Source organism: Rhodoferax saidenbachensis (assembly GCF_001955715.1).
Taxonomy (GTDB): domain Bacteria; phylum Pseudomonadota; class Gammaproteobacteria; order Burkholderiales; family Burkholderiaceae_C; genus Allorhodoferax; species Allorhodoferax saidenbachensis.
Window position 1 is genome coordinate 2,299,424 of record NZ_CP019239.1, and the last position, 21,472, is coordinate 2,320,895.

22 protein-coding genes are annotated in these 21,472 nt (G+C 60.8%); 9 read left to right on the forward strand and 13 right to left on the reverse strand.

Annotated features, from left to right (window positions below):
- Window positions 1-214 precede the first annotated feature (214 nt).
- Complete coding sequence (locus tag RS694_RS10995; protein ID WP_076069582.1) at window positions 215-547, forward strand: RNA recognition motif domain-containing protein; 333 nt, start codon at window positions 215-217, stop codon at window positions 545-547.
- A gap of 76 nt (window positions 548-623) precedes the next feature.
- On the opposite strand, the gene RS694_RS11000 is transcribed toward RS694_RS10995, so the two are convergent.
- Complete coding sequence (locus RS694_RS11000) at window positions 624-1,517, reverse strand: transglutaminase family protein (RefSeq protein ID WP_037248524.1); 894 nt, start codon at window positions 1,515-1,517, stop codon at window positions 624-626.
- Between the two features lie 132 nt (window positions 1,518-1,649).
- Between RS694_RS11000 and RS694_RS11005 the strand changes: the two genes are divergently transcribed.
- Window positions 1,650-2,141 (forward strand): hypothetical protein, encoded by a 492-nt coding sequence (locus RS694_RS11005; RefSeq protein WP_029709590.1) that lies wholly within the window; start codon window positions 1,650-1,652, stop codon window positions 2,139-2,141.
- A gap of 223 nt (window positions 2,142-2,364) precedes the next feature.
- Entirely contained in the window at window positions 2,365-3,021 is a 657-nt protein-coding gene (locus RS694_RS11010; RefSeq protein WP_029709591.1) for a hypothetical protein, read from the forward strand.
- Between the two features lie 131 nt (window positions 3,022-3,152).
- Here the strand turns inward: RS694_RS11010 and ftrA are convergent, their stop codons facing one another.
- Window positions 3,153-4,160 carry a transcriptional regulator FtrA gene (gene ftrA, locus RS694_RS11015; protein ID WP_051392146.1) on the reverse strand — a complete coding sequence of 336 codons (1,008 nt, stop codon included), beginning with the start codon at window positions 4,158-4,160 and terminating at the stop codon, window positions 3,153-3,155.
- Window positions 4,161-4,238: 78 nt separating this feature from the next.
- Between ftrA and RS694_RS11020 the strand changes: the two genes are divergently transcribed.
- On the forward strand, window positions 4,239-4,643 hold the full coding sequence (locus RS694_RS11020) for a rhodanese-like domain-containing protein (protein WP_029709593.1): 405 nt from the start codon (window positions 4,239-4,241) through the stop codon (window positions 4,641-4,643).
- Between the two features lie 88 nt (window positions 4,644-4,731).
- Here RS694_RS11020 and RS694_RS11025 read toward each other — a convergent pair whose 3' ends face one another.
- Window positions 4,732-5,727 carry a Bug family tripartite tricarboxylate transporter substrate binding protein gene (locus RS694_RS11025; protein WP_076069586.1) on the reverse strand — a complete coding sequence of 332 codons (996 nt, stop codon included), beginning with the start codon at window positions 5,725-5,727 and terminating at the stop codon, window positions 4,732-4,734.
- 102 nt (window positions 5,728-5,829) lie between these two features.
- Between RS694_RS11025 and RS694_RS11030 the strand changes: the two genes are divergently transcribed.
- Genes RS694_RS11030 through RS694_RS11040 form a run of 3 tightly spaced genes read left to right on the forward strand, consistent with a single transcriptional unit; the run spans window position 5,830 to window position 8,823 of the window.
- Window positions 5,830-6,504, forward strand: a complete 675-nt coding sequence (locus tag RS694_RS11030; protein WP_029709595.1) for a response regulator — start codon at window positions 5,830-5,832, stop codon at window positions 6,502-6,504.
- Window positions 6,476-7,864 (forward strand): sensor histidine kinase, encoded by a 1,389-nt coding sequence (locus RS694_RS11035; protein WP_029709596.1) that lies wholly within the window; start codon window positions 6,476-6,478, stop codon window positions 7,862-7,864. Before RS694_RS11030 ends, RS694_RS11035 begins: the two co-directional genes overlap by 29 nt.
- Complete coding sequence (locus tag RS694_RS11040; RefSeq protein ID WP_029709597.1) at window positions 7,861-8,823, forward strand: tripartite tricarboxylate transporter substrate binding protein; 963 nt, start codon at window positions 7,861-7,863, stop codon at window positions 8,821-8,823. The genes RS694_RS11035 and RS694_RS11040 overlap by 4 nt, the downstream gene beginning before the upstream one ends.
- Before the next feature lie 54 nt (window positions 8,824-8,877).
- Here RS694_RS11040 and RS694_RS11045 read toward each other — a convergent pair whose 3' ends face one another.
- Window positions 8,878-9,819: a LysR family transcriptional regulator gene (locus RS694_RS11045; protein ID WP_029709598.1), complete on the reverse strand. Its 942-nt coding sequence runs from the start codon at window positions 9,817-9,819 to the stop codon at window positions 8,878-8,880.
- A gap of 344 nt (window positions 9,820-10,163) precedes the next feature.
- On the opposite strand from RS694_RS11045, the gene RS694_RS11050 reads away from it, so the two are divergent.
- On the forward strand, window positions 10,164-10,682 hold the full coding sequence (locus RS694_RS11050) for a TlpA family protein disulfide reductase (protein ID WP_051392149.1): 519 nt from the start codon (window positions 10,164-10,166) through the stop codon (window positions 10,680-10,682).
- 131 nt (window positions 10,683-10,813) lie between these two features.
- Here the strand turns inward: RS694_RS11050 and RS694_RS11055 are convergent, their stop codons facing one another.
- The 9 genes from RS694_RS11055 to RS694_RS11095 all read right to left on the reverse strand — a co-directional run bounded on the left by RS694_RS11055 (window position 10,814) and on the right by RS694_RS11095 (window position 20,051).
- A complete protein-coding gene (locus tag RS694_RS11055; RefSeq protein WP_029705989.1) occupies window positions 10,814-11,845 on the reverse strand; it encodes an IS30 family transposase in 1,032 nt (343 codons plus the stop codon).
- An 84-nt stretch (window positions 11,846-11,929) separates the two neighbouring features.
- Window positions 11,930-12,157, reverse strand: coding sequence for a hypothetical protein (locus tag RS694_RS11060; protein ID WP_029707024.1), 228 nt, complete (start codon window positions 12,155-12,157; stop codon window positions 11,930-11,932).
- A 55-nt stretch (window positions 12,158-12,212) separates the two neighbouring features.
- On the reverse strand, window positions 12,213-12,806 hold the full coding sequence (locus RS694_RS11065) for an OmpA family protein (RefSeq protein ID WP_029707023.1): 594 nt from the start codon (window positions 12,804-12,806) through the stop codon (window positions 12,213-12,215).
- 1 nt (window position 12,807) lies between these two features.
- Window positions 12,808-13,263, reverse strand: a complete 456-nt coding sequence (locus RS694_RS11070; RefSeq protein ID WP_029707022.1) for a FecR family protein — start codon at window positions 13,261-13,263, stop codon at window positions 12,808-12,810.
- A gap of 184 nt (window positions 13,264-13,447) precedes the next feature.
- Entirely contained in the window at window positions 13,448-13,942 is a 495-nt protein-coding gene (locus RS694_RS11075) for a rod shape-determining protein (RefSeq protein ID WP_029707021.1), read from the reverse strand.
- A 12-nt stretch (window positions 13,943-13,954) separates the two neighbouring features.
- On the reverse strand, window positions 13,955-14,917 hold the full coding sequence (locus tag RS694_RS11080; protein WP_029707020.1) for a chemotaxis protein: 963 nt from the start codon (window positions 14,915-14,917) through the stop codon (window positions 13,955-13,957).
- A 133-nt stretch (window positions 14,918-15,050) separates the two neighbouring features.
- Window positions 15,051-17,036: a methyl-accepting chemotaxis protein gene (locus RS694_RS21020; RefSeq protein ID WP_029707019.1), complete on the reverse strand. Its 1,986-nt coding sequence runs from the start codon at window positions 17,034-17,036 to the stop codon at window positions 15,051-15,053.
- Window positions 17,037-17,081: 45 nt separating this feature from the next.
- Window positions 17,082-18,836 (reverse strand): N-acyl-D-amino-acid deacylase family protein, encoded by a 1,755-nt coding sequence (locus RS694_RS11090; protein ID WP_029707018.1) that lies wholly within the window; start codon window positions 18,834-18,836, stop codon window positions 17,082-17,084.
- 51 nt (window positions 18,837-18,887) lie between these two features.
- The gene (locus RS694_RS11095; RefSeq protein WP_029707017.1) at window positions 18,888-20,051 is read right to left on the reverse strand and encodes an acyl-CoA dehydrogenase family protein; all 1,164 of its coding nucleotides are present in this window, start codon (window positions 20,049-20,051) and stop codon (window positions 18,888-18,890) included.
- Between the two features lie 119 nt (window positions 20,052-20,170).
- Between RS694_RS11095 and RS694_RS11100 the strand changes: the two genes are divergently transcribed.
- Window positions 20,171-21,376: an acetyl-CoA C-acetyltransferase gene (locus RS694_RS11100; RefSeq protein WP_029707016.1), complete on the forward strand. Its 1,206-nt coding sequence runs from the start codon at window positions 20,171-20,173 to the stop codon at window positions 21,374-21,376.
- The last annotated feature ends 96 nt before the right edge of the window (window positions 21,377-21,472 follow it).

Genomic DNA, 21,472 nt, shown 5'->3' on the forward strand with positions numbered 1-21,472 from the left:
CGAGCTTTACTTCCGGTCCCATTTTTCCCCTCTGTGACCGAACCCTGACTGGGGTCCCATCACCGGATTCATCTCTGGCTTTGGAACCCCGTTGACCCTGCATGCTTGGCTGTGGCCAGGTATCAGTTCCGTGGATGGCTTGTCACCAAGACCATCCTTCCCCCTGCGTGGTGCGGCTCTTTTCAACCGCCCCGCATTTTTGAAAGATACCCACATGGGCAAGAAACTTTACGTCGGCAACCTCTCCTACTCGGTAGATGACCAATCCCTGAACCAGAACTTTTCCGACTTTGGCACCGTTTCGTCGGCCAAGGTCATGACAGACCGCGACAGCGGCCGCTCCAAAGGCTTCGGCTTTGTGGAAATGTCCAGCGAAGCAGAAGCCCAAGCCGCCATCAGCGGCATGCACGGCAAATCCGTCGATGGCCGCGACATGGTCGTGAATGAAGCCCGCCCAATGGAACCACGTACCGGCGGCGGCGGCGGTGGTGGATACGGCGGTGGTGGTGGTGGCGGCGGTTACGGCGGTGGCCGTAACAGCTACTAAAAGCTGAGCACCCTATGAAAAACCGGCCTTCTGGCCGGTTTTTTTATGCGCGTTCAAAACGCAAAACGATCCCCCCTCAAGAGGCCGCGTTGCGCACCTGCACATCCACATCCATACCCAAATAGTCGGACGCATTGCCGTACCAACTGCCACGCACCGGTGACGCCAGGCTGGCGTGGCGGGCCACCCCCACACGGATCAGGTCCGAGCCACCCACCAGATTGTTGGTCGGGTCAAACGGTATCCACCCCGCACTGGGCAAGTACACCTGCAGCCACGCATGCGTGGAGCCCAGGCTGAAGCCGGGCAAGCTGCCGTCGTCCAGTGACGGCATGTACAGATACCCCGACACAAAACGCGCGGCATAGTCGAGCTGGCGCACGGCTTCGATCATCAGGGTAGCGAAGTCGCGACAGGTCCCGCTTTGCCAGCGCAAGGTGTCGTACGGTGTTTGCACCCCTTCGTCGTAGCGGGCGCGGTACTGGAAGGTATTGCGGATGAACTGCGTCATGGCCACCAGCAGCTCCCGCGCACCGGTGTTGCCCGTGGGCGCTACGAAACCCTGCGCCCAAGCCATCAGGCTGCCATCGGGGTCGTCGTAATACGGTTGCAGGTAGTGCGCCAGCGCGATACGCTCTTCGGCCTCGTAGGCAAACGGATACGACTGCGCGCGCGGGTCCAGTGCAAAGTCCAGCGCCCGTGTGCCGGTGTGCTCCACCGAATAGTGGCACACCACCTTGAACTCTGCGGCCGGGCTTTGCGGCTGCACCAGCGCCACCGAATTCGAATACGCATCCTGAATCAGCCGCACATCCAGTGGCTCGGGCGTGACCTCCATGGACGTTGCAAGTACCCGCAGGTCATGGCTGTCACGGGGCCGAAAAAGCACCTGGTGCAGGCCCAGCATGACGGGCTGAGCGTAGCGGTAGTGTGTGGTGTGGGTGATGTCGAATACGGGCATACCCCGCATGGTGGGGCATGTCGGCCGCTGGGTCTGTCTGCTGTCGCACAGTCGGCGGTAGGGGCCGCGAGGTTTAATCTGCGTAAATCAACGGCCCATAACCAACTGCCCATCCATGTTCGTTCCATCAGGAGACAACCCATGAAACTGCCCTCTTTGTTATTGCTACTCGTGCTGGCCGTGATCGCCACGTTCGCGGCGTTGAACTGGGGCGTCTTCGTGTCCCCCACCGATTTGTCCCTCGGCTACACCACGGTCTATATGCCCTTGGGCCTGCTGATGCTGGGCCTGCTGGCCGCAGTGACCACTCTGTTCCTGGCGTTCGTGGTTTACCTTCAGGGCTCTGTTCTTTTTGAGGCACGCCGCCATGCGCGCGAACTGCAAGCAAACCGAGGCCTGGCCGATCGCGCAGAAGCCTCCCGGTTCACGGAGCTGCGCATCTTTCTGGAAGCGGAAATGGCCAAACAATCGGCTGAGCAGACCAACTCCAAAGACGCCCTCCTCGCCCGCATCGACACGCTCCAACAGGAGCTACGCTCCTATGTGGAGCAATCCGGCAACACCTTGGCGGCCTATATGGGAGAGCTGGAGGATCGTTTGGAAAAGGGTGCGATACCGCCCTCTGTGCGATAGACAGACATTCGCGGAGCGGCAGACACAGCCGCTTCGGCTGCATCACCCCGGCCTCTTCAGGCCATTCGTTTTGCTATTGAATTAGTAGCTGCTTGCGCATACTCTATAAGGGCTAGAGGCGAATTGGCATCTTAATCTCGCTTATGAGACGCCGGGCACACGGCCATATACTGTCGAAAAGACAAGTAGAAACAATTACTTAGATGCTGCAAAGACGGCGCGCTTGACGAAACATCTGGTCATTTCATTCCACACTTTTGCGATCAATATCAAGTTAAGCATTATGGAAACAGCCCCCGGTACGGCCACGCTTCGACTCACTAAGTTCGATGTCGCGGAGCGGCAACTACTTCAGTCGATTCGTATGTTTTTTGCAGAGGAAGATGAAGTCTCAATTCACACCTTATCGGAGGCCGCAGCTCAAGTTCTTCACGACATTGGCAAGAAGGAGAATGTCACCAGCATCCTGCGCGATTCCAGCAGAATTCGTCCTGAGCGCAAAGCAGAGTGGTTAGCCATCGTGTTCAGCTCACGCAATTTCTTCAAACATGCAGACCGAGACAAAGATCAAATCCACGACTTCAAGTCGACCTTTAACGACTTCTCCCTTCTGGACGCGGTGAACATGTACGCCACACTCAAGAAACGTTGGACGCCCGAAACATTTATGTTCATGTTGTGGTTTGGGCTCGCGCATCCGCAGCTTGTGCAGGAGAACTCCGACTTTCCGGAAATCTTGGAGAGAATTCAAATCAACTACAAGTCAGCGCGGCCAGACAACAAAAAGTTCTTTGCAGAAATCATCGACGCTCTCCGAGAAGATGGAACTTCTGCGCCCAACTTCAGCTTGTCCTACGGGGCACCCGAGAAAGACGCCTAGCTTTACGAGTGTTGCGTTTCGACAGGCTCAACGCGAACGGACGTATTCAACAACGCCCTAAACACCTCACATGCTATTCATTCAATAGCTGCTTGCGCACTCCCCATGCGGGCTAGAGTCTAATTTAGCACCTAAACTCCAGCAGACTGCGGCCGCCCAAAGGTGGCGCGGTAGTCGCGCGGCGACAGGCCCAGTTGCTGCTGGAAGTGGTGGCGCAGCGCCTGCAAGCTGCCCAGGCCCACTTCGGTGGCGATGCGCTCCACCGACAGCGCGCTGCCCTCCAGCAAGCGCTTGGCGTGTTCCATGCGTTCGGCGGTCACCCACTGGCCCGGTGACTGGCCCGTGAGCTCTACAAAGCGGCGCAGAAAGGTGCGTGGGCTCATGGCCACATGGCTAGCCATCTGGTCCACCGTCCACGGCGCCTGCAGGTCGGCGCGCACCTGGTCCAGCAACTGCACCAGGCGCTGGTCGCCATCGGCAGGGACCGGCCGCTCGATGAACTGCGCCTGCCCACCGCTGCGGTGCGGCGGCATGACCAGGCGGCGCGCCACGCTGTTGGCAGCCTCCACACCAAAGTCGCCGCGCACGATGTGCAGCATCAAATCAATCCCGGCTGCACTGCCGGCCGAGGTAAAAACGCGGTCACCCTCTGCATACAACACGCTCGCATCCACGTCGATGCTGGGGTGCGCCGCTTGCAGGGCCTTGGCATAACGCCAGTGGGTGGCCGCGCGGCGGCCGTCCAGCAGGCCGGTGGCGGCCAGCACAAAGGCGCCGGAGCAGATGGACGCCAGGCGCGCACCACGCGCCCAGGCCTTGCGCAGGCGCTGCACCAGTTCGTCCGGCACCGGCACGTGCACGCCCTTCCACCCCGCCATGACGATCAAATCCGCCTGCTCCAACAGGTCCGCCCCGCCATCCGCCGTCACGCGCAGCCCGCCGTGCGCGCGCAGCGGGCCGGGCTCTATCGCGGCGCTGGCAAAGCGGTACCAGCCTGGCCCCATCTCGGGCCTGGAGAGGCCGAACACCTCGGCCACGATGGAAAACTCAAACGTGCACAGCCCGTCGTACACCGGGGCGACGACCAGTGGCCCGGTGGTGGCATGAGCAGAAGCGACAGTTGGCGTGATTTTTGTCATAAATGTCTTTTACGCCAATTGTAGAAAAAGTGCCACCCCAGCACCATCAAGGCTTCTGTAACCCCATGGAGAAATTGGATGCCTACCAGCGTGACCGCCATCCCCGCCGCCCCTTCGGCCATTGCCGAGGAACACTTTGCCGCCGAGTTCACTTTTGAGGCCGACTGCTGGGACACCCACGACGCGCTGGCCAGCGGTGCCGACTTTGTGTTGCTGGACGTGCGGCCCGCCGAGCAGTTTGCGCGTGGCCATGTGCCCGGCGCCATCCACTTGCCGCACGGCAAGATCGTCGCCAGCAAGATGGCCCAGTGGCCGGCCGACACGCTGTTTGTGACCTACTGCGCCGGGCCGCACTGCAACGGCGCGGCACGTGGCGCGCTGCGCCTGGCCCGGCTGGGGCGGCCGGTGAAGATCATGGCCGGTGGCATCACCGGCTGGGTGGACGAAGGGTTTGCGCTGGAGACCGGGATGCCCGGCAACTAGACCCGTGCGACAGGCCTACCCGCTGCCGACGCGCCGGGCCACCAGCGGGCCCCGGTCGAATTCGGGCCTGCATGGTGGCAGGCAGTGATCAAGCGCCGTCGGGCTTGATCTCGGCGCGGGCTATGACCGGCTTCCAGCGTGCCTGCTCGCTCTTGATGAAGGCACCGAACTCGGTACCCGTATTGCCAACCGCCAGCGCCATCTCGTGGCCCAACTTTTCCTTGACGACACTGCCGCGCGCAGCCTTGATCGCTTCTGCTTCGAACTTGGCCGCATTGGCCTTGGGCCATTTGCTGGGGACCATCAACCCGTACCACTGCGTCATCTCAAATCCCTTGTAGCCCTGTTCAGCGACCGTGGGGACATCGGGCATGTCCGGCAGACGCTGTGCCGTGCCGGTTGCAATACAACGGAGTTTTCCGGCCTTGATAAAAGGCAGCAGCGCTGGCGCGCCCACGGATGCAGCCTGCAGTCGACCTGCCATCAGGTCGGTCAGCATGGGGCCGGTTCCGCGATAAGGAACGTGCAGGACGAAAGTGTCGCTGACCATTTTCAGGTACTCAAAAGCCAGATGCCCTGCACTTCCATTGCCGGCAGAACCGTAGTTCAGTTGGCCGGGTTTGCTTTTGGCGTAGGCGACAAACTCCTTGAGATTTTTCACGGGCAGATCGGGGTGCACGACGTACAGGCTCGGTACTTTGGAGACCAGTGTGATCGGTACAAAATCCCGGTTCACGTCATAAGGTAGCTTCGCGAAAATGTAGGGGTTGACTGCCAAGGTCCCGATGTGGCCGAGTATCAGCGTGTGGTCATCGGTGCTGTTTGCGACTTCCTGCATGGCGATATTGCCTGCTGCACCGGGCTTGTTTTCCACAAAGACGTTCTGCCCGATGGTCTTGGCCATTTCTCCAGCCACGGCCCGGGCCACGATCTCGGAACTGCCACCAGGTGCGAACGGCACCACAAGGCGGATAGGTTTGGTAGGCCAAGCCGCCTGCGCGCGGGCCTGTGGCAGCCACAGGCTGGAAGCGGTGGCTGCACCAGCGGCGAGCAGGCTGCGGCGGTTGAAGTGCGATGGAATCATGGTGTGTCTCCTTGTTATTTCGGACCAGAAGCCTATGGTGCCGCGGGCAACCTAACAATTGCCTTTCAAACCCACTGTTCCTTCGGCGGGATAATCTGCGGCATGCGAATCCTGCTGGCTGAAGATGAACACGCCCTGGGCGAATGGCTGACCAAGGCACTTGAGCAGAGCGGCTATCGGGTGGATTGGCGCGATGACGGGCATCTCGTGGAGCGCGCGCTGGTGGATCACGATTACGACGCAGTGGTGCTCGATCTCGGATTGCCGGGGCGCAGCGGCAACGACATTCTGCGGCGGCTGCGCGCACAGGACAAAAGGCTTCCGGTTCTGGTCCTGACAGCGCGCGACTCACTCACTGAACGGGTCAGCACCTTGAATGAAGGGGCCGATGACTTTCTGGCCAAACCGTTTGCGCTGGCTGAGTTGGAGGCCCGTCTGACCGCCTTGGTGCGCCGTGCCCGGGGCAACGAGCATCCGCGATTCGCGTGTGGCCCGCTGCAGTTTGATACGGTATCTCGCCATTTCACGCTGGGTTCGGAAAATCTCCCGCTGTCGCCACGCGAGCACGCATTGCTCAAGGCACTGATCCAGCGCAGTGGCGAGCCCTTGTCCCGCCAGCAGGTCATGGACCGTGTGTTCAGCGACGAGGAGGACGTGCAGCCCAGCGTGATGGACGTCCTGGTGCACCGGCTGCGCAAGCGGCTTGAACACAGTGGTGTTCGTATTCAGACTTACCGAGGCTTGGGATATGTTCTCGAACTGGATTCGCCGGGCTAGCATCAGGGTCAGGTTGCTGGCCCTGTTGTTGCCTACGATGGCCTTGGTAACGGTCGTCAGTCTGTGGCTAACCCGCGCCGACGCGATTGCTTCGGCCAATGCCGCCTATGACCGTTCTTTGCTCGGGGCCATCAAGGCGCTCGATTTGAATGTTTCCACCGCCTCGGGCGGGCTATCGGTCGAGCTGCCCTACCGTCTTTTTGAATTCTTCCAGCTCACGGCAACAGGCAACGTCTATTTCCGGGTGGCCACCGCAGACAGTCTGGTGGAAATAGGCAGCCCGGACCTGCCAAAGCCGCCGTCCCCATTGCGCACCGGCGTTCCCACTTTCTACGACGCCACCTACTTTGGAGAGTCCGTCCGCGTGGGTGCCTTCATGCGGCCACTGGAGCAGTCCTTGACTGGCAGCAACGATGCGCAACTGGTCATTCAAGTCGCGGAGAGCACTGCATCGCGCGAGCAGTTCACGGCAGTTTTTGTGAACCGTGCAGCGCTGCGGGATCTACTGCTGCTGGCCTTGATAGGGGCGTCCGTGGTGATTGCGCTGACGGTGGCGCTGCGGCCGATTACGCGCCTGGCGGTCCAGACAAAGGCGCGCGGGCCAGATGATTTGCGACCGCTTCAAGCGGAAGGCTTGCCCGAGGACATACGGCCCCTGGTGGACGCCATCAACCAGCAACTGGAAAGAACCAACCGCCTGGTGATCGAACGCCGAGGGTTCATCGACGACGCATCACACCAACTGCGCACGCCCCTGACTGTTTTGCGTGCCCAGCTTGACTACGTTCTGCGCGAACCAGACCCTGAACAGCGCCAGGCCGCGCTCGAAGCTTTGTCCGAGGAAATGGGCAACACGATTCGCGCCACCAACCAGCTCCTGACCTTGGCGCGCACCGATGCTGCCGATCCACAATGGGAACGGTTTGATCTCGGGGATTTGGCACGGGAGGTCGCGCTGGAGCTGTTGCCCCTGGCCCGCGCGCGCGGTGTCGATTTGGGCGTCAACGAGCAATCCGAACCTCTGGAGGCGCATGGCGACCGGGGAATGCTGCAACACGCGCTGATCAACATCGCACACAACGCCATCCAGCACGGGCTTCCCCAAGGCGTGGTCACGCTACACGTGGCTGCCGACAGGCTTGGCTTTAGCCTTCAGGTCATCGACAACGGCCCGGGCATGGACCCGGTGGTATTGAACCGCTTGGGACAGCGATTTGTGAAAAGCAGGGGCAGCCGTGGCTCCGGGCTGGGGCTCGCGATTGCGCATGCCGTGATTGAACGCCACGCAGGGCGCCTGCGCGTGGAGCCCGCCCAGAATGCCACGGGCTGCTGTGTGGCCCTATGGTGGCCCCGCGTATGAAACGTCTGTTCATTCTGCTGAGTTTGGCGGTCGCTGTGGCGCACGCGGGTGGGCTGGACGGCGCGCGCTGCATCGCTCCCGCCAAGCCCGGTGGTGGTTTTGATCTGACCTGCCAATTGGCCCAGTCTGCTTTGCAGGAGGCCGGCCTCACCCAAGTCCCGCTGTCCATCCAGTACCAACCTGGCGGAATAGGCGCCTTGGCTTTCAAAAACGCCGTGACGCAACGGCCCACCGATGCGCGGACTGTCGTCGCCTTTTCCTCGGGTTCGCTGCTCAATCTGGCACAAGGCCGGTTTGGTCCCTACACGTCGCGCGACGTGCATTGGATTGCCAGCCTGGGCCTGGACTACGGTGTGATTGCTGTCAGGCAGGACGCCCCCTACAAGACATTGACCCAACTGGTCAATGCACTGAAGGAATCGCCCAATCGCATTGTCTTTGGCGCTGGCGGGTCGATTGGCAGCCAGGACTGGATGAAAGCTGCGCTATTGGCCCGGGCCGCTGGCGTGAGCCATAAAGTCATGCGCTTTGTGGCATTTGAAGGCGGTGGAGAAGCATTGACGGCGTTGCGTGGAGACCATGTACAAGCGCTGGCCGGAGACACTGCCGAAGTCGCACGACAAATGGACCAGGGTGCCAAAGTCCGGGTTCTGGCTGTGCTGGCGGCGGAGCGTTTGCCGGGCCGTTGGGCGCAGACGCCCACAGCCAGAGAGCAGGGTTTTGATATCCGATGGCCCATTGTTCGTGGCTTATACGTCGGCCCCGGAGTCAACGCCAAAGACCGAACCATGTGGGTGGACGCGCTCACCCGTGCGATGGCGCATCCCTCCCTGCCGGGCGAACTGGCCCGCACCGGATTTCAACCCGCATGGGTAACCGGCGCGGAACTGGAGACCTTGATCAACAAACAGATGCTGGAGTACCGCCAGTTGGCCATCGAGTTTGGCGTTTCCCGCTGAGTCTGGGCGTGGATGCCAGGTCCGCCCGACGCAAGCGGCGGCTCTCAAAAAGTCCTACACCTTTTCCGCAATCGGCGCAGCGCCCAGCCAGTCGCCCGACGCACACAACTCGCCCACCAGATCCAGCATCAGGCGCGCCACCGCCTGTGATGCGGCCGAGCCCGGGATATGGCCCGACGTGCACAGCGCCAGCACCCGCTCCAGCGGCGGACGCCCGACCCGGGTGGCTACCAAAAGGCCCTGGTCAATCTCCTGCTTGAACGGCATCAGCGGCAACAAAGTACGCCCCAAGCCCGCGAGCAAGGTGGTGCGCAGGATGCTGATGGAGCTGATGTCGGCATACACCTGGGGCGGGGCCAGCCCGGCTTGCAAAGCTGCGTCTTCAATGATGGGGCGCACGCCATGCGGGTTGGCTGGCAGGATCAGCGGCATGGCCAGCACCTGCTTGAGCGTGATAGTGGCAGCGCGTTTTGGGGCGCCCTGCGCGGGCTCAATCAGGACCATCTGCTCGCGCAGAAACGGCACCGACGCAAACTCTGACAGATGGCCGTCGTCAAACAAGACGGCCAGGTTGATCTGGCCGGTGCGCAATTGTTTGGTGAGGTTGCCGGTCAGTTCCTCCGTCAGTTCCAGTTGCACCTTGGGAAACCGCTGGCGCACCTCGCGCAACAAGGGCAAGGCCAGCGCGTTGGACACACTGTGTGGCAGGCCAAACACCACCTTGCCGCTGGGCTCGTCGCTGCCACTGCGCGCACTGGCAATCGCCTCGTCCGCCTGCCGCAGGATGGACACCGCGTGCGGAAAAAACCGCACACCGGCCTCGGTGAGCTCCACGCCTCTGCGCGAGCGGTGAAACAGCTGGGCACCCAGCTCGTTCTCCAGTTGCGCAATCTGATGACTCAGGGCCGACTGGGCCACAAACACCCGCTCTGCCGCCTTGGAAAAAGAACTGCAGTCGGCAATGGCAACAAAGTATTTGAGCTGGCGAAGTTCCATGGGGCGTCATTCAAAGGAATGCACCATCTTACCCAATCCATCTGTAAACCAGATGGCTGAATACCAATTTCATATTGGACAGATGGATGATGCGCCACTCTAATAGCGCTACCAACTCTGCTGACGATCACTTCCAGGCTACCCGCCAGTAAGCATCCGCCCACCAGGCCACTGATTGCAGCAGGGGCACTTCTTACCCGGAGTGTTCACGGTTGGTCGCTCACCACGGCGCGCGCTTCAATGTGGGCCGCATAAACGCGACAGAGCCCCCATCGCTGAACATGTAAGAAAAGGGCCACTCCATCGACCAAAAGATCTGCCCAGCGCTTGTCAGCCCACCCACCATGCCCAAGAAATTTCTTACTATCGCCCAGTTCCTGGCGGCCACGTTGCTTTGCAGCCCGGGAGCCACATGGGCACAAACCAAAGCCGATGTGCCCTCCGCCGCCCGCTTTGATATGGCGGCCATTCAGGGCAAAACCCTCAGCGGGGAAACACTCTCCAGCACACGTATCCAGGGAAAGGTAACCGTGGTCTTCTACTGGTCAACCGCCTGCACGGTGTGTATGAACAGCTTGCCGGAACTGCGTGCCAATGCCGACGGCTGGCGCAACAAGCCTTTTGTCCTGGTCACGGTCAATCTGGACCGCAACGCCGCAGATTGGCAGGCGTACGAGAAAATAGTGGCGCAAATGCAAGCCCCTTCGCCGGGGCTTATCAGCGTGCGCCCCAGCGAACTTCCCAGCACGCTGGCCCGGCTACCCCTGGTGTTGCTGGTGGATGCCCAAGGCAAGGTGGTTTCTCGCTACGAAGGGCGGCTGGCGCCCGAGGTGTGGGATGGTGTGGCAGATCTGCTGCCCTGATGTAACGCGCCGTCGCTGGCGCGCATGTGAACCGCAAAGTGGAAACTGGCGCAGTTTGCTATCAAAAAAGAAGCTGCTCGCGCATATTCCATGGGGGGCGGAGTCAAATCCAAGTGCAACACAAGCTGAGTTTATTGGATGGAGTCAGGAGAGTGCTCAAGCTTGGCCAGCCACTGGCCGTACACCTCCAGCGGAGTCAACCAGCCCAGCGTCTTGCGAGGCCGTCCATTCATCAAGTCAGCAATCCCGTCGAGTTGCTCCTGGCTGTAACCCGACAGGTCTGTCCCCTTTGGCAGGAACTGTCGTACCAAACCGTTGGTGTTCTCATTGGTGCCACGCTGCCAAGGACTGTGCGGATCACAGAAATACACGGCAACCCCGGTGTTGGCTGTCAATTGCGCATGGTGAGCCATCTCACGCCCCCGGTCATAAGTCAGTGTTTGGCGCATAGGCTTGGCAATACCGTTGAGCTTGTCCGTAAACGCTTGCAGCACGTGGGCTGCAGTGGCTGGGTTGGGATGCGGCAGCTTTACCAACATCAGGAGCCGGGTGCTGCGCTCTACCAGGGTGCCCACAGCACTGAGGTTGCCTGCTCCTTTGATCAAGTCACCTTCCCAGTGACCAGGGAACAGTCGATCCTCAACCTGCGGGGGACGTACATGGATGCTCAAGAGATCAGCGATCTGACCGCGGCGGTCTTCGCCACGTGAACGGGGCCAGCGCTTGGTGCGGGCCAGACGCAAACAGGCAATGAGCTCGCGGCGCAGCTCACCCCGGGGTTGGGCGTAGATGACGTTGTAGATGGTTTCGTGAGAGACGCGTTGGTGCGCCTCATGCGGATGCAGTGTAGCTAGGCGAGAGGCAATTTGCTGGGGTGACCAACGCAGTTGCAATAAGGCGTGCACAGAGGCGAAGAGGGCATTGCCCGCCACCAGCTTCGGGGGCGGTCTGCTGTGGCGACGCCTGCGCACAAAGCGCTGTTGTGCGAATCGGCAACTATAGGCACCAGCACCGCTGTTTCGGTTGATCTCACGACTCACCGTGGAGGGGGCACGACCCAGTACTCGGGCTACCGCCCGGATACTCAATCCGAGCTCAAGGCATACAGCAATGGTCTGGCGCTCTTTGTAATCGAGCTGTTTGTACTCTTGGTTCAGTTTCATGGACACACCTTATTGAAGTTTCAATCGGTGTGTTGCACTTCACTTTTGAGCGAGCCAGGACTTGGGCCTTATTTGGCACCCATTTCAGGTCGTGTCATCGGTGGGCCAGGCCCGTCCGCGCCCGCTTTGCATCGCCACCGCATCGTCCCAACGCCGCCAGTCGGTGTCTTCATTGCCTTCCAGCACCTCGGAATCAGGCTGCGAATCCTGAACCTCGGTCGATTTGTCAGGTGCCCGGGAGGGCCGCAACGCCGGTATCGGCTTGTCTGCCTCGGGTACCGCGGGCACCGCACGCTTGAAAAATTGCAACATCGTGGCTCACTGAGAAAAATTTGAAACACCTTTGCCTGCTTTTGGCAGCGCAGGCTTAACGCACCTTGATATCGACACGCCGGTTGCGCGGTGAGGCCACTTGGTCGGCGGTGACCACCAGCGGCTCACGGTCGCCTCGTCCGATGGCCACCGTGTCACTGGCCGGAACACCCACTGCGATGAGCCGCGTGCGAATCAACTGCGCGCGCTTGAGCGACAACATGTCATTGGCCTCCAGCTTGCCGACCCTGTCTGTGTGGCCAATCACCAGCACTTCGGCCGCAGGTGCCTGGGCCACCTCGGCCAGGATGGCGGGAATCTGGCTTTCCGACTCCCGGGTCAGTTCGGTGCCACCGGTCACAAAAAACAGGCTGAACCGTTTGACCGCCATGGGGATGGCTGCCATCACTTCGCTGTAACGCTGGGCCACCGTGTCGGCGCTGACCTGGGCCAGCCCGGTCTCACGCGAGGTCACCACCGCCTCGGCATACGGTTGGCTCAGCGTGACGGTGCGCCCATCGGGGCCAGTCACATCCAGTGCGCTGCGTCGCCCTTCTTGCGGCAACAGCACCACACGCTCAGTCTGGTGGGCACAGCCCACGTTCGCAAGCGTCAGAGCCAGCGCAAGCAGCCAGGGAGTGCGGGTCATTTCACGGTACGTCCACAATGAAATCCGTACCGCGGATACCCAGCGTCGCGGTGGGCGTGCTGAACTTCATCGCGCCCGGAGAATGGTGCGAGATCAAGCCGGTAATGGCACGCAGCGTGCCTTTGAGGATACGCAGCGACATGCTGCCCTCGTACGTGGTGGTGTTGAAGGCAAACCGGTCCAACGCCAGCACGCTGCCCGAGCCGGCCGACAACAGGGTGTCGTCCTTCAGCGCAATGCCCACACTGCTGTTGGCACCGGTCACGATCTTGTCCTGCGCCATCACCTCCGAGCCCACCTGGGCGGGTGTGGACACCCCCGCCCGCACGATGCTGACGGTCCCCGTGAGGTTTTTGACCATTCCGGCAGCAGCATCGGCCGCAAACACGGGGCACGCAATAGACAGCAGCGCAGCCATCCCCCCCACTTGCAGCAGCTTGATTGGACGTAGGCGCATGGCACCCTCCTATGGAACGTAAAACTTCGGGCCTTGCGTTTGAAACACGCATACCCGGGTTTTACGCAACGGCGCGTGGTGCGTCTGTGCGCTTACGTACCAAGCCTGGAATTGGCGCTGCGTCCGTTGGAAACAGAACGATTGGGCGGTGGCAGGCGCAGGGCACTGCCTCAGGCAAGCGTTCCTAGGAGAGTACCTTGCCGTCGGACGGGAACTGGCGCGACAGCACCTCTTCGTCCGTGAGTGCGCGGCCTTGCCAGACCGAAACTTCGCGGGCTCCGGCGCCCAGCGCCAACTCGTGCAGGGCGCGAATCTCGACTTGCGTCAGCCCGCCTTCATGGTCACCCAGGGGATGCATGACGATGAAGGGCGCAGGAGCGAAAAGCGAGCTGCCTTTCATGCGTGTGACAAAGGCCTTGAGCACCTGCTCGCCTACCGTGAAGTCACCGATCAAGGTGCGTGGGTGCGCGAACGGATTGATGATGTCCACCGGCTCAGTCCTGCCACACATGCGGGCCAGATTGCCGACACCCATGATGGTGGGCTTGGCACCCCGGGTGAGGGCCAACTCGGGGGGCTCGGAAACCACCTCGCCCGTCTTGGCGTTGCGTATGGTCAGCCGCGCTGGGGAGAGCTGCACATACAACGCCGTGCCGAAGATGGAAGCCAGCACGCCCATAGGCCTGCTGCCTCAGCGCCGCTTGGCCAGCGTGCTGCGGATGGACTCGCGCAGCTCCTTGGGTTCGAACTTGGCCACATAGGCGTCGGCGCCCACGCTGTTGGCGTGGCCTTCGCTGGCGGTCCCGGTGAGGGATGAGTAAATGATGACCGGGATGCCCGCAAAACGCGGGTCTTTCTTGATGTTGTCGGTGAGCGTGAAGCCGTCCATCTCTGGCATTTCCAGATCGGTCAGCACCAGGGCCACCTTGTCCTTGGCGGCCTTGCCCTGGGCCACGGCTTCGGCCTGCAACGCGACCAGTTTCTCCCAGGCTTCCTTGCCGTTCTTCGCCACGGTGTGCTTGAGCTTCATGGACTTGAGGCCCTCTTCGATCAGCAGGCGCGCCACGGCGGAGTCGTCCACAAACAGGATGGTCGAACCTTCGGGCAGGTGAATGTCGGGCAGACCGCTGTGGTCTTCTTTTTCGGACTGGGGCTGCGGGCTGACGGTGCGCAGGATCTGCTCCACGTCCAGCACCTGGGCCAGGCGCGAGTTGGGCACATCACCGTCGATGCGGGCAATACCCGAAACCAGGCCACCGCCGCTGGACTCGGCGTCCTGCAGGTGTTTCCACTCCATCTGGATGATTTCTTCCACCGCGTCCACCAAAAACGCCTGGGTGGTGCGCGCAAATTCGGTCACCAGCACGATCTTGGAGCCGGTCTGTGGCACACAGCCCACCACGCTGGGCAAATCCACTACGGGAATGAGCTGTCCGCGCACGTTGGCTACACCCAGGTTGTGTTTGGGTGCGTTGACGATGGAGGTAATGTGCGGTGCGACCACAATTTCGCGCACCTTGAACACGTTGATACCAAACAGCTCCTGTTGGTCGCTGCCGTCTTTCTTGCCCAAACGGAACAAAAGCAGCTCAAACCGGCGGTCGGCTGCGGCGGGTGCCTGGCTGTTGGGTTTGGCAAAACTTGTAGTGCTCATAAGTATTCCATGGTTGGGCAATCCAGAGGCCCAATACTCCCCTGTGAATGAACTGGCATGGTGTCCCATGCGAATGGGATGAATCTAGCACAGTCACCTGCTGGCGCCTACTTCAAATTGCTGGCACATCCAGTTAAGCCTGATCCAGCTTGAACACGCTGACCGCCTGCACCAGATCCTGCGCCTGAGAACTGAGGCTGGAGGCGGCCGCCGCCATCTCCTCCACCAGCGCCGCATTTTGCTGGGTAACCTGGTCCATCTGCGAGATGGCAGTACCGACCTGCGCCACGCCGGAACTCTGCTCCCCACTGGCTGCACTGATCTCGCCCATGATGTCGGTCACACGGCGGATGCTGCTGACCACTTCCTGCATGGTGGCGCCGGCCTGATCCACTTGCTGCGACCCCTGCTCCACCCGCTGTACGCTGTCGTTGATCAAAGTTTTGATTTCCTTCGCAGCTTCGGCAGAGCGGCCGGCCAGAGACCGCACCTCGGAGGCAACCACCGCAAAACCACGCCCTTGTTCGCCCGCACGGGCCGCTTCCACCGCGGCATTGAGCGCCAGGATATTCGTCTGGAATGCAATACCGTCGATCACACTGATGATGTCGGCAATCTTGCGCGAGCTGTCGTTGATGCCCTTCATGGTATCCACCACCTGGGCCACAACATCGCCACCCTGCATGGCCACATTGGAGGCTTTTTGTGCGAGCTGGTTGGCTTGGCTGGCGTTATCGGCGTTCTGCTTCACGGTGCCGCTCAGCGCATCCATGCTGGCAACGGTTTGCTGCAGCGCACTGGCCTGGCTCTCCGTTCGCGCACTCAAATCCTGATTGCCATGGGCAATTTCGGCACTCGCGGTGGAAACCGACTCGGAACCTTCGCGCACCGTATGCACCACACTCGCCAGACCGGAGCTGACCTGGTTCAACGCACTCATCAAACGGCCAATTTCGTCGCGGTAAAGCGACTCCAGTTTGACCGTCAAATCACCCCGCGCCAAGGCCTCTGAAGCGACCATCACTTTTTCAAGAGGTTTCACCACAATGCCGCGGATGGTAAAAAACAAGGCGCCTGCAATCAGCAGCACAAGCAACACGCCCATTACTCCCAGCCAGTTGCGCTGGGTCCTCACCTCGGCCGTGATCTCGTCGATGTAACCGCCGCCCACAATGACCCACTCCCAGCCGGGGAAGTAGGCAAACGCCACGAGCTTCTCACGCGGTTGGGTTTCTCCGCGCTCCTTGTTCAGCCAGGGATAACGCGTAGTGCCATTCTTCGCTTCGAGGATTTCCTTGATGAATGCGCGCCCATCCGAGTCTGTAACCTCCAACAGGCTCTTACCTTCAGTCTCGGCCACGGGGTGCACCAGCACATTGCCCAAACTCTTGCCGGCACGCGCGTCCAGCACGTAGAAATAACCGGTCTCGCCAATCTTGAGATTGCGGATGGTGTCTTTCAGCTGCTTCAGGTAGTCGCTGTAATTCAGCCCGACAAATGACAGGCCCACCACCTGGCCCTGCGCATTGCGGATAGGGTCGTATTGGGTGATATAGGGACGCCCAAACAGCGTGGCCGCTCCGATGTAGGTCTTGCCATCCAGCGTGGCCTTGTACCCCGGGTGCGCACGGTCCAGCAGGGTGCCAATGGCCCTTTCACCCTTCTCGTTCTTGAGCGATGTGGTGACGCGGATAAAGTCGTCACCGGTTTTGGCAAACACGGTGGCCACCGCACCGGTGGCCTCGGTGAACTGGTCGGCCACTGAAAAGTCCATATTCAGGACTTTGTCATCCAGCTTGAGCGTGGGCGCTGGCTTGCCATTGACCTCGGTCATCTCGGGCGAGAGAACAAATTCGCCTTTTAGCCGCGCCTGAAAGGCACTGGCCAAACCACTGGCGCGGTTGCGTAGGTCCCGGTCAGAGGCGTCAATCAGGTTCGCAATCAGCTTGGTTTTGACCAGCAGCTCGTCGCTGTCGCGACGCTCCACGGTTTGCATCAGCGTATACCCAATAAAGGCCACGCAAGCCGTGAATACCAAACCGACAACCACAAACACGTACAGCGAGAGTCGTAGCCCCAAACTGACGTCGTACCACCGGAATTGAGTTTTCGTAGCCACGTCTGTGTTCTCCTTGGTGATACGACCCGATCCGGGACAGAGCAATTATTGCGCCAGTACCTCCCTAGGTAAATAGCTTCCGAACTTTGGCACCCGGCCCAGTTCCGGACTGACTACATCGTTACGAAAGGCCACATGGCCATTGATCAGGGTGGCCTTGACCACACCATCGCTGCGGTTGACCACCCGGACCAGCCCGCCCATCACGGCCATAGGTTCCTCGGCATACTGCATCAGACGGGAGTTTTTAAGCATTTGCGGGTCCAAAACCACTACATCGGCCCGCGCGCCCACCTCCAGCCTGCCCGCGTTGATGCCGTACCAGTCGGCAATCTCCCCCGTCAGGCGCCACACGGCTTTCTCGGGCGACATGACCGGTTCGTCCTTGACGGCCAACTGCAGCATGCATAACCCGAAGTTGTAAAAGGCCATATTGCGCAAATGGGCGCCCGCATCCGAAAAGCCCACCAGGCCGCAGTCGGCATTGACATTGACCGCCACACGCGCCGGGTTGTGGTTGCCGATCAGCGTGGACCAGCGCAGCGCCTTGCCGTGGTCAATCAACAAGTCCAGGAAGACATTCACCTCGTGGTCGTTGCGCTCCTGTGCGATCTGGCGGATGGTCTTGCCGACCAGGCTGGCGTCGGGTGCGCTGATCACATGGGCGTCGCCAAAGTCGCGGTGCCACACACGCCCGCCCCACTTGCGCTGGTAGTCTTTCTTGAAGGCTTCGCGGTAGGCAGGATTGGAAAACAGCTTGTTGCGGTCAAAGTCCTTCTTGAGGTGCAACGCCACCTCACCGGCCGGAAACTCTTCAAAGATCACAAAGTCAATGCCATCGGCGTAGACCAGGAACGGCTGCGGCAATATCTGCCACTTGAACGAGGCACCCATCACCTTGTTGAACACGCGCGTCACGGCCGACATCACGATGTCCAGCCGGGGTTTGGTCTTCACGTCCAAGAGCGTGATCAGCGTGGTGCGCAGCGTACGGCGCAGGGCCAGGCTGGCCGACGTGACCATGAAAAACAGCGCATTGAGCGGATTGGTCAGGTTGGGTGCCGACTGCAAGATGGCACCGCGCTTGCGCAGCAAAGCGTGCAGGCGGCGGTACTCACTCCAGCGCGCGTAGACCGAGGGCAAGGCAGAGGATCGGTAACGCTCTCCATCCACCTTGTCCCAGGGGTTGGTCATGCTGGACATGCCGATGAGCCCCAGGTCCAGACCCTCGTGCAGATGTCTTTCCATCTGCTGCAACTCGGCCTCGGTCGGTTTGTCCTTCGGGTCCACCGAACGGCCCAGGCCCATGACCGCCACACGCAGGTCCGAGTGGCCCATGTAGCTCACGATATTGGGGCCAAAGGGCTGGCTCTTGAGAAAGTCCACATACCCCTTGCTATCCTTCCAGGTCTTGGTTTTCTCCAGCACCGGCAACACGTATTCACGCGGAATGGACTCGACCCGGGTGAAGATGTCGGACGCGTCCTCCGGGTCGCTGTAGATCATGCTGATGGAGCAGCTACCGACAAAACAGGTGGTCACCCCATGGCGCACCGACTCGGCCAGCGCCGGGTCGAGGATCATCTCGGCGTCGTAATGGGTGTGGATGTCGATAAACCCGGGCGTGACCCACTGGCCCTGCGCGTCTATCACCTCGCCTGCGCCCGCCGCATCCAGCGGTGTGTCGCTGATGGCGGCAATCTTGCCGCCGCGGATACCCACGTCGGCCAGCCGGGAGGGGCCGCCAGAGCCGTCAAACACACGGCCCCCGCGGATGATGGTGTCAAAACGCTCTGCCATGTGTCGCTCCTCTGCTGTTGTTGTATCGAAGCCCGGTGACCGTGGGTGTCTCTATTTTCCGCTTAAGCCCATGGACCGGGTAATCACCTCTTTCATGATCTCGTTGGTTCCGCCGTAGATGCGTTGCACACGGGCGTCGGCATAGGCGCGGGCGATGGGGTACTCCCACATGTAGCCGTAGCCGCCAAACAGCTGCACACATTCGTCCATCACCTTGCATTGCAGGTCGGTGGTCCAGTACTTGGCCATGCTGGCAGTGGCGGTGTCGAGCTTGTCCACACAAATCAGCTCGCAGCACTTGTCGACAAACACACGCGCCACCTGCACTTCGGTCTGCAGCTCGGCCAGTGTGTAACGTGTGTTCTGGAACGCGGCGACGGGCTGGCCAAAGACCTTGCGCTCTTTCACATAGTCCACCGTCCAGTCAATAGCGGCCTGTGCGGCGGCCACAGCGCTGATGGCGATCTGCAGGCGCTCCCAGGGCAGCTGTTCCATCAGGCAGATGAAGCCCTTGTTCTCGTAGGCTGCGCCACCCAGCAGGTTTTCAGCCGGAATCTTGACGTTGTCGAAGAACAACTCCGAGGTGTCCTGCGCCTTCATACCAACCTTCTTCAGCCGCTTGCCCACGCTAAAGCCGGGCATGCCGCGCTCGACGAGGATCAGGCTCGTGCCCTTGCCGCCCGCTGCCGGGTTGGTCTTGGCCACCACCACCACCAAGTCGGCGTGCCAGCCGTTGGTAATAAATGTCTTGCTGCCGTTGAGCAGGTAGCTGCCGTCGGCCTGCTGGATCGCGGTGGATTTGATGCCCTGCAGGTCGGAGCCGGCAGCGGGTTCACTCATGGCAATCGCGCCAATCATCTCGCCGCTGGCCAATTTGGGCAGGTACTTGGCCTTCTGCTCGGGCGTGCCGTAGTGCAGGATGTACGGCGCCACGATTTCGCTGTGCAGGCTGAAGCCAATGCCGGTGAAGCCAGCGCGCGCGATCTCTTCAAACTGGATCACCGAATACAGCTTGTCGGCCTCGGAGCCGCCGTATTCCTCGGGCATGGTCATGCACAGGAAGCCGTTTTCACCGGCCTTGTTCCACACCGCGCGGTCCACATAGCCCTGCTCTTCCCACTCCGCATGGAAGGGGGCAATCTCCTTATCGACGAACTTGCGGAAGCTGTCGCGGAAGGATTCGTGGTCGGAGGAGAAAAGGGTTCTTTCAATCATGGCGTTACCTTGGGTCTGGGAATTTAGTATTTTCACAAAGCAATTGCTTGGTAAAAAGAATATACTGCATCCAGCGCAAAAAAGCATCCCTCAAATAACCATCCCCTACGGAGACACCCATGACCGAAGCCTATGTGTTCGACGCCATCCGCACCCCCCGCGGCAAAGGCAAAAAAGACGGCAGCCTGTACGAAGTCAAGCCCGTCACCCTGCTCGCCGGCCTGCTGACCGATCTGCAGCAGCGCCACCAGTTCGACACGGCGATGGTGGACGACGTGGTGATGGGCGTGGTGTCCCCCGTGGGCGACCAGGGCTCGGTGATCCCCAAGGTGGCGGCACTGAAAGCCGGCTGGGACTTCCGGGCATCGGGCGTACAAATCAACCGTTTCTGTGCCTCGGGCCTGGAAGCTGTGAACATGGCAGCGCAGAAAGTGCGCTCGGGCTGGGAAGACCTGGTCGTTGCCGGTGGTGTGGAAAGCATGAGCCGTGTGGGCATTGGCTCCGACGGCGGCGCCTGGGCCATGGACCCGGAAACCAATTCGCAAACCGCGTTTGTGCCGCAAGGCATTGGCGCGGATTTGATTGCCACGCTGGAAGGCTTTACCCGCGCCGATGTGGATGCCTATGCGCTGGAGTCACAACGCCGCGCCACAAAAGCACAGGCCGCAGGCTACTTCGACCAGTCCGTCATCCCGGTCAAGGATTTCCTGGGCCAGACCATTCTGGGCAAAGACGAATTCATCAAGCCCGGCACCACGCTGGAAGGTCTGGCGGGCCTGAAGGCTGCTTTCGAACAAATGGGCGGCATGGGTTTTGACCAGGTGGCACTCACGCGCTATCCACAGGTGGAGCGCATCCACCACGTGCACCACGCCGGCAACTCGTCCGGCATCGTGGACGGCGCGGCGGCCGTGCTGATTGGCAGCGATGCTGCGGCCAAGGCGCACAAGCTGACACCCCGTGCGCGTATCGTCGCTACGGCCTTGAGCGGTGCCGATCCCACCATCATGCTGACCGGCCCCATGCCCGCAACCCGCAAGGCGCTGGCCAAGGCCGGCATGACGATTGACCAGATCGACCTGTTTGAAGTGAATGAGGCGTTTGCCGCCGTGGTGATGCGCTTCATGAAAGAAATGAAAGTGCCGCATGACAAGGTCAACGTCAACGGTGGCGCAATTGCGATGGGCCACCCGCTGGGCGCGACCGGCGCAATGATTCTGGGCACGCTGATTGACGAGTTGCACCGCCGCAAGCTGCGCTACGGCCTGGCCACACTGTGCGTGGGCGGCGGCATGGGCATTGCCACCATCGTCGAACGCATATGACATCCACCGTTCGGGCTGAGCCTGTCGAAGCCCCTTCGACAGGCTCAGCCCGAACGGGACTACAAGACTTTTAGGCCTCTAGCCCCCGTAGATATT

Bases quoted from the DNA above. Each gene is read 5' to 3' on its own strand.
- RS694_RS11080 (WP_029707020.1), bottom strand. From the start codon at position 14,917: ATGAGCACTACAAGTTTTGCCAAACCCAACAGCCAGGCACCCGCCGCA.
- RS694_RS11060 (WP_029707024.1), bottom strand. From the start codon at position 12,157: ATGTTGCAATTTTTCAAGCGTGCGGTGCCCGCGGTACCCGAGGCAGAC.
- RS694_RS11075 (WP_029707021.1), bottom strand. From the start codon at position 13,942: ATGGGCGTGCTGGCTTCCATCTTCGGCACGGCGTTGTATGTGCAGCTC.
- RS694_RS11020 (WP_029709593.1), top strand. From the start codon at position 4,239: ATGCCTACCAGCGTGACCGCCATCCCCGCCGCCCCTTCGGCCATTGCC.
- RS694_RS11090 (WP_029707018.1), bottom strand. From the start codon at position 18,836: ATGGCAGAGCGTTTTGACACCATCATCCGCGGGGGCCGTGTGTTTGAC.
- RS694_RS11070 (WP_029707022.1), bottom strand. From the start codon at position 13,263: ATGCGCCTACGTCCAATCAAGCTGCTGCAAGTGGGGGGGATGGCTGCG.
- RS694_RS11040 (WP_029709597.1), top strand. From the start codon at position 7,861: ATGAAACGTCTGTTCATTCTGCTGAGTTTGGCGGTCGCTGTGGCGCAC.
- RS694_RS11005 (WP_029709590.1), top strand. From the start codon at position 1,650: ATGAAACTGCCCTCTTTGTTATTGCTACTCGTGCTGGCCGTGATCGCC.
- RS694_RS11050 (WP_051392149.1), top strand. From the start codon at position 10,164: ATGCCCAAGAAATTTCTTACTATCGCCCAGTTCCTGGCGGCCACGTTG.
- RS694_RS11000 (WP_037248524.1), bottom strand. From the start codon at position 1,517: ATGCGGGGTATGCCCGTATTCGACATCACCCACACCACACACTACCGC.
- RS694_RS11045 (WP_029709598.1), bottom strand. From the start codon at position 9,819: ATGGAACTTCGCCAGCTCAAATACTTTGTTGCCATTGCCGACTGCAGT.
- RS694_RS11100 (WP_029707016.1), top strand. From the start codon at position 20,171: ATGACCGAAGCCTATGTGTTCGACGCCATCCGCACCCCCCGCGGCAAA.
- ftrA (WP_051392146.1), bottom strand. From the start codon at position 4,160: ATGACAAAAATCACGCCAACTGTCGCTTCTGCTCATGCCACCACCGGG.
- RS694_RS11065 (WP_029707023.1), bottom strand. From the start codon at position 12,806: ATGACCCGCACTCCCTGGCTGCTTGCGCTGGCTCTGACGCTTGCGAAC.
- RS694_RS11025 (WP_076069586.1), bottom strand. From the start codon at position 5,727: ATGATTCCATCGCACTTCAACCGCCGCAGCCTGCTCGCCGCTGGTGCA.
- RS694_RS11055 (WP_029705989.1), bottom strand. From the start codon at position 11,845: ATGAAACTGAACCAAGAGTACAAACAGCTCGATTACAAAGAGCGCCAG.
- RS694_RS11035 (WP_029709596.1), top strand. From the start codon at position 6,476: ATGTTCTCGAACTGGATTCGCCGGGCTAGCATCAGGGTCAGGTTGCTG.
- RS694_RS11030 (WP_029709595.1), top strand. From the start codon at position 5,830: ATGCGAATCCTGCTGGCTGAAGATGAACACGCCCTGGGCGAATGGCTG.
- RS694_RS11095 (WP_029707017.1), bottom strand. From the start codon at position 20,051: ATGATTGAAAGAACCCTTTTCTCCTCCGACCACGAATCCTTCCGCGAC.
- RS694_RS10995 (WP_076069582.1), top strand. From the start codon at position 215: ATGGGCAAGAAACTTTACGTCGGCAACCTCTCCTACTCGGTAGATGAC.